Raw genomic sequence first — 7,260 nt, forward strand, 5'->3', positions numbered from 1 at the left:
GCCTTCAATGGTGTCATCAAGCGGATAATATACAAGGCATGTGGTTACAATGATCTTGATTATCTCTATCTAAAAATCAGGCAGGAGGCCCAAAAATGATCAGCCAACCTGTAAAAGGGCCAAAAAAGTCGCCGTCCAGACTAGGCAAAAACAACGGGTCAGGTACTTATCTATGAAGCATGCCTAAGTCGTTGTGCCCTACTCTTTCGTATCGCTTAGCGATACGAAAAGTTAGGCGACACTATTTAAGCACTATCTGAGCATGCATCCGTTGACGGCTTCCATGGCTTAGGTCGAAAGCTCTTTTCGCACGATTTCTGCGCCTGCACTCAAGGCATTGAGTTTGCCTCTTGCTACCTGACGAGATAAGGGAGCCATTCCACAGTTGGTACAAGGATAGAGCTTGTCGGCATCAACATACTTCAGTGCTTCGCGAAGGGTATTGGCGACATCCTCGGGTGTCTCAATGGTGTCGGTTGCAACATCAATGGCCCCTACCATTACTTTTTTACCTCGAACGAGTTCCAGTAGCTCGATGGGAACACGAGAATTGTGACATTCCAGTGAGATCATATCGATACTGGATTTTTGCAGTTTGGGGAAAATTTCTTCGTACTGACGCCACTCAGAGCCCAACGTTTTTTTCCAGTCTGTATTGGCTTTGATGCCATAGCCATAGCAAATATGTACAGCTGTTTCACACTTAAGCCCTTCAATGGCTCTTTCCAGAGTGGCAATCCCCCAATCATTCACCTCATCAAAAAACACATTAAAAGCTGGCTCATCAAATTGGATGATATCAACACCCACAGCTTCTAATTCTTTGGCTTCCTGATTAAGGATTTTGGCAAACTCCCAGGCTAGTTTTTCCCGGCTTTTATAATGGTCATCATAAAGCGTATCGATCATTGTCATGGGACCTGGCAAGGCCCATTTTATCGGTTGACTGGTTTGTTGACGTAAAAATTTTGCATCTTCAACAAAAACGGGCTTTTGTCTTGATACCGGACCCACGACAGTGGGTACACTCGCATCATAGCGATCACGAATTTTAACGGTTTTGCGATTCTCAAAATCAACGCCGCTAAGGTGCTCAATAAACGTAGTCACAAAGTGTTGGCGTGTTTGCTCACCATCACCAACAATATTAACACCGGCTTGTTGTTGCTCTTGCAATGACACACGCAAAGCATCTTGTTTGCCAGCCGTTAATTCATCATCTTGCAATTTCCAGGGTGACCAAAGTGTCTCAGGTTCTGCAAGCCATGAAGGTTTAGGCAAACTGCCCGCTGTTGAAATAGGTAATAAAGTTTTCATAATAAGCGCTGTTGTCTATTTTCGTTAATTATTAAGCATAAGTACCTGACCCGTTGTTTTCGCCTACTCCGGACGGCGGCTTTTTCCATCCTTCTGCGTTCCAACTCTGGTTACATAGCTAAGGCTATGCGCCCGGCGTTGCACCCGAGGGCATAAACGCCTTGAAGGCTGAAAAAATCCACTCGTAAAAATAGTGCGAAACAACTGGCCAGGTACTTACTCAGCAGACCATTGCTCAAGCACAGTTTGGTAGGGTTTGACGAAGTGTTCCTCAGCAAATTTTCCCTGTTCAATAGCCAACCTGCTGCGTTCATCTCGATCATAAACAATTTGAGTCAGTGAATGATCCAGGTTTTTCAAATTGGGTTGATAACACTTTCCTGCTATAGCATTCGCATTATAAATTTCAGGTCGGTAAATCTTCTGAAATGTTCCCATCGTGCTGATGGTGCTGATGAGCTCAAGGTTGGTGTAATCATTCAGCAAGTCACCAAAGAAATAAAATGCCAAAGGTGCAACACTATTTTGTGGCATAAAATAGCGAACCTGTAATCCCATTTTTTTGAAATATTGCTCAGTCAAAGAGGATTCATTGGGCTGATATTCATAACCCAATACAGGGTGCTGATTGTCAGTCCGATGGTAGGTCTTGTTATCCGAAACACTAAGGCATATAACGGGTGGTTTATTGAAATTCTGTTGATAAGTATCTGAATTCACAAAATGCTTAAAGAGCTTCCCATGAAGATCACCAAAACTATCAGGAATGCTGAATTTCGGCTGACCCTTATTATGATCCATCAATAGCACGCTAAAGTCATAATCCCGCAGATACGAGGAAAAATTATTCCCTACAATACCTTCTATGCACTCGTTCGTTTTATGATCAATAATATTTGTTTTCAATATTTCAATCGATGGGAAGGTATGATCACTGCCTTCGATATCCATGTTAACAGAAACGATTTTGAGCTCGAGGGAATAACGATCGCCTTTGGGGTTGTCCCAATGTGCTAATGCATTAAAACTGTTATCAATCATCGTTAGTGCATTACGCAAGTTCTCTTTCCGACTCTTGCCTCTGGCCAAATTAGCAAAGTTGGTCGTGATACGCGTATTGTCTGATGGTTGATAATTTTCATCGAAACAAATGCTCTTAACGGAAAATGTAAAACCTTTATTCATTGTGATTTCGTATCCTATTTTCTGAGATAAACCTGAATTAATTCCTTGCTCTTTCAGGGCTTTCTAAGTTTTTCTGATTTTCTCAGTCATTAGTCTTCACAGTCTTTTTTGATTTACGCTCAAAGGCCTAATTAAGAATCAACTGTAATATTTCTAAAGTTAAGAGCAGAGTGCATTTTATACTTCAATCGCAGTATGAATAAAATTGATTTTAATTCATTGTTTGATGAATATGGCTCATAAATGGATTTAATTATCTATTTCGGAGCGTTTCAACCAGTCATTGCGAGCTTATCCGTTCGCACCTCTTGGCAAAAACTGATTATTTTTTACGGTGAATCCAGGTACGCTCAACCAGAAGCAACAACGCACCACTGAGCAGGCACAGGGCTGCAATGACCAGGAGCGTGTTAAAGGAGAAATGCCAGGTCTTTATCATCAGAAAAAGATGCTGGGAGGCGGTGACCATGCCGACAGCAGCCACCAGGCAGGTAAAGAAAATACTGATATAGCGGTAGTGAGGTAAGACCATCAAGAGGCCCAGCAGGCCGATCGCCGTTCTTTCTGTCCGGCAGAATGGGCAGGTTTTTACGACTTCTGCCAGATCCATCCACCAGGTCACTGCGCAGATAGCAATAGCAATCCACCCCAATGGCCTGATATAACGGCTGAGCACCAGCTTCTTAAACATGGAACCTTTCTCAAAGAACTCTTTCAAAAAGGTTATCGTTAGCTTTTCTGGACTCTTTACTATGACAATGCCGCTATTTCGGGCTCTGTAGCCATTTTCAGGACTGCTGCAGATGAAAACCCAGAGCCGTCAGACGGTTCTGTACCTGGGCTTCACACTTTCTGGCCTGAACCGTTAAGGTACTGAACTCCCGCCGCTCCCGATAGTTTTTCCTCATACGATCAAATTCCAGGCACCGAGCTTCGGGTTCCATGGTGGCAAGACGGCGCATCAGTGCATCATCCCGACGCAGATCGTAAACCGACTTCATGGCGATTCCGGCCGCCTGGGCCGCTGAAGCAGAGTCATTAAACCCTATTCTCTTCAGAGCGGGCATCGGGGTAATGGCTGCCAACCTCACTCTTGCAGGCAGGCCAAAGGTCTGGCACAGCGCTTTATAAACCATTTCTGTCCCGGAGATTTTGCCATCCAGGCTGTATCCGGCAATGTGGGGGGTACCGATATCAACACGGGCCAGCAAGTCCAGACTGACATCCGGCTCATGCTCCCAGACATCCAGCACCACACTGATTTCCAGACCTTCGTCCAGGACTTTCAGCAGCGCCTGATTGTCGATAACAGGACCTCTCCCCCCATTGATAAGAATCGAACCCGGCTTGATGCGGCTGAGTCTCTCGTAATCAAACATATGGTGGGTTGGAAAGTCTGTATCCCGAGTCAAAGGGGTATGCAGCGCAATCACATCACAGGTCTGAATCAGGGTATCCAAGGTTTCAAACCTGACACCCGGCGTTCGCTCACAAAGAGGGTCATAGGTCATCACCTCAATACCCAGCTTGTGCAGAGCCTGATACAGCCGACTGCCAACCTGACCATGACCGACAATACCGACCTTACGGGCATCCAGCTCAAAGCCATCCCGATCAGCAAGAATATCCAGAGCACACAGCACATACTCCACCACAGAGCGGGCATTACAACCGGGCGCATTGGCAAAGCTGATGCCACGGCTGACCAAAGCCTGCTGATCAATATGATCCACCCCTGCTGTACAGGAGCCCACAAACCTTAATGAGGAAGCCTGTGCCAGCAATGCTTCATTGACCTTTGTTACCGAACGCACCAGCAGCGCGTCTGCATCGGCAATATCGCCTGCAGTAATATCTCGCCCCTGCAAAGCCACGACTTCGCCCAGTGAGCCAAAGCACTCGTGCAGTAGTGGAATATTCTCGTCAGCAACAATTTTCATCGATGGCCGTTTCATTGAATCCTGTGATGAGGTGATACTATAGTCCGTCCTTGAAATTGACAACTCTGTGCTTATGCGGATCTACCCGCCCAGACTAAAAGATGAATCCTAAGAAGAAAACCATTATAAATCCTATAATGCATTCAATCCGGCCACTCACTCATAATGACTGTGAAAGCAACTGCCCGATGGCTTTACTTCCTCTTCCTGCTCATTCTGGCAGGGTGCAGTTATCGCTCTACTCCTGAATATCAGCTTGAAGAGTATGAACAGAGGATCAGTAACGTAACCGAGCAGTCTATGCCCTCGGCCACAGTCAGCTTTCCCGAACTTCCACCGTTGAGGAAAAGACACTATCCCCTGCCGGATATTCGCCTGAAAGCACTGGAAGCCCTGAACCTTCTTGAGTGCCCAAAGCTCACCCAGTTAATTGCTCATCGAAACAACAGTCTGGGTAAACAGATGCAGCCCTCGCAATTGCTGCACTATGAGAAAAAACTCATTGTACAGCTGCAAACCTGCACCCATTATCTGAGTGAACACAATCGAAAGCCTGAATTGCAAAAAAAACTGGTCTCTATTCTCCAGCAGAAACAAGCCGCATTGCCTGCTGCCAAGTGGAACATGTTGCTATCAAATACCGAACTGTCAGGACAGTTCAGTGGCTTTCCGGATCTGCTTCCTCTTCATGGCGATAATGGCCGTCAGGGCACACTGGAAGCATTAAAGTACCTGAAGTCTTATCTTATGGATGAGCACTTAGCTCCCCCCTACGACCAGGCGTCTCTTGAACTGCAGCTGCAGCAATTAACAGCTTCTCACTACAGTGGTCAGTTATTGGCTGCAGCCACTGCCATCACCAATACCCTTAACCGGGTGTCGGTGATGCTGGAAAAGAGCAGCAATATATGCCCACAGGGCAGACGCTCTGTGAAAATAGAACGACTCAACAATGTCTTCAGACTCTTCTATGTCGACAGCATTCAGCCCTATCTGGCAAAAGTGGTTTCAGAAGGCAGAGAATGGCACTCAGTCATGTTGCCTTTACTGGCTTCGCTCCCTCCCCCTCCCGACACCGCCATGAAAGATTATCTGTTAGCGATTACAAAGACTGATTCTGCCTTTTCAATTTGGCAACAACTGGACCAGTCCATCATGCGTCATACCCGCAGCTGGCAGAAAGTGCTCACTGAATGTCAGATGCAACCGGGGCAAAGCCCCACGAATTAACTTCCAAGCTCCGGTGCCGATAGACAGCCTTAAGGGCGATTCTTCACTCACACATTTGCGCCCTGCACAACCGGAGATTCAATGGATAAGACACCGGATGGCGAAGGGAATGTAATTGATCTTTTTACCCGCAAACCCGTCGAAGAAAATGAGAATGAAAGAATCATAAGGTTGGCACCAGAGCTGGACGGTCTGGAAATGCTTTATAGCAATGATGCCAATCCCGGCAAACTCTTCAGTATGAAAATTCTATGCTGGGCCCTGAAGAAAGACGGCACGGTTGATGCCATGGTCCCCTGGCTGAATAAGCTGGTACCGGCCCAGGATTTGAATGATCCACTGAATGGCCACTGGGAAGGTTATTACGACAGCTTCCATGACCATGCTTTTTTTGAACCCCCTGAATACAAGATTACCGAGCTGGAAACTGCAGCCAGCTACTTTGAGACCAAAGAAGATGATCCGAATATGATCTTGCAGGAGATCGGCGATAACATTGGTACTCACGCCATTCTGACCGAAGACAACTTTCATACGATCATGCTGATTCATGTAACCAGCTGGCGCTTATACAATGATGGTCGTATTCACGCCATGCTGGCGGATGAAAAGAAAGTAGAAACCACTCCGATACTCCCCAAAGACGATTGTCTGTTTCCAGCTCAGGAACACGAAGACTTTCGGTATTTCTTTCACCACATCATTGCCAACAAGATCAAGCACGGTGACCCGGATGCCATTGAAGCATTTACTCAGTTGATTGAAGAGTAATCTCCTCACTTTGAGACTCTCTCTTCAAACAGATTCCTGATGATGCTTCACCAGTAAGGCCCGAACCAAAGGTGACAACAAGCTGGAGAATGCTTTTATTCTTCATGCTATGAACTTGAGCGCCGTTACCTTTAATGTCATTCGGATCTTCAAGAGTTGATATTAACGAAGGGATATGGACTTTTCCCAATTGAGCAACATTTTCCAATCCAGTTATTCATTTGACCAGACCCAGTCTTTTAAATGCCATTAAAATGGGTGGCATTTACAGAAAAGCCGAAACAATAATTAATAAACTGAAACAACGCCTTGCAATAAACGCTACAAATTATAGAAAGCTTTGAATATTAACGTGCTTAATTTTAATATTGAGATCAAGCCATTTAACAGTCAGCTTTTCAATCGGTCTTTCGAAACCAAACCCTAGGTTTCAGTACGCAAACAGAAACCGGAATTTAAGTTTATTCTAAGCAATGCATTTTATTTTAATAACAGTCATTACGAATTCTAAATATCAATATGACTTCAATTTATTTTTACCTCCCTTCTCTTTCGGTGTCAGCCCGGAAACACCATAAAAGATTTGATAATTACTGGTCAAAAAAGTCTTTCACTTCTACTGTTTCCTTGGAGTTGTTTCTTATTTTATCAGGCTTTTCTATTCATTAGTTGAGCACTGAGATCAATAGGATCCGCTACTAAAAACCTGCGACAATCAGTGATTCTCTGGGTTTATCTACACCGTCAACACGGCTGCATACCGGAGTATGTCTTACGCCACTCTTGTGTAGGGTTTAAGGTCGAGCTGTAACGTGTC

6 protein-coding genes are annotated in these 7,260 nt (G+C 45.2%); 2 read left to right on the forward strand and 4 right to left on the reverse strand.

Annotated elements, in window-relative coordinates:
* Window positions 1–288: 288 nt before the first annotated feature.
* The 4 genes from ACR2PX_RS09605 to pdxB form a co-directional block, all read right to left on the reverse strand.
* Window positions 289–1,317 (reverse strand): methionine synthase, encoded by a 1,029-nt coding sequence (locus ACR2PX_RS09605; RefSeq protein ID WP_433999141.1) that lies wholly within the window; start codon window positions 1,315–1,317, stop codon window positions 289–291.
* A gap of 216 nt (window positions 1,318–1,533) precedes the next feature.
* Window positions 1,534–2,502 (reverse strand): DUF1852 domain-containing protein, encoded by a 969-nt coding sequence (locus ACR2PX_RS09610; RefSeq protein WP_433999142.1) that lies wholly within the window; start codon window positions 2,500–2,502, stop codon window positions 1,534–1,536.
* Between the two features lie 322 nt (window positions 2,503–2,824).
* Window positions 2,825–3,193 carry a hypothetical protein gene (locus ACR2PX_RS09615; protein WP_433999143.1) on the reverse strand — a complete coding sequence of 123 codons (369 nt, stop codon included), beginning with the start codon at window positions 3,191–3,193 and terminating at the stop codon, window positions 2,825–2,827.
* A gap of 97 nt (window positions 3,194–3,290) precedes the next feature.
* Window positions 3,291–4,457 (reverse strand): 4-phosphoerythronate dehydrogenase PdxB, encoded by a 1,167-nt coding sequence (gene pdxB, locus ACR2PX_RS09620; RefSeq protein ID WP_433999144.1) that lies wholly within the window; start codon window positions 4,455–4,457, stop codon window positions 3,291–3,293.
* A gap of 150 nt (window positions 4,458–4,607) precedes the next feature.
* On the opposite strand from pdxB, the gene ACR2PX_RS09625 reads away from it, so the two are divergent.
* Window positions 4,608–5,672, forward strand: a complete 1,065-nt coding sequence (locus tag ACR2PX_RS09625) for a DUF3080 family protein (RefSeq protein WP_433999145.1) — start codon at window positions 4,608–4,610, stop codon at window positions 5,670–5,672.
* Between the two features lie 81 nt (window positions 5,673–5,753).
* Window positions 5,754–6,443 (forward strand): hypothetical protein, encoded by a 690-nt coding sequence (locus tag ACR2PX_RS09630; RefSeq protein WP_433999146.1) that lies wholly within the window; start codon window positions 5,754–5,756, stop codon window positions 6,441–6,443.
* Window positions 6,444–7,260 lie beyond the last annotated feature (817 nt).

Origin of the sequence: Endozoicomonas sp., assembly GCF_051008435.1 — a bacterium.
Taxonomy (GTDB): Bacteria; Pseudomonadota; Gammaproteobacteria; order Pseudomonadales; family Endozoicomonadaceae; genus Endozoicomonas_A.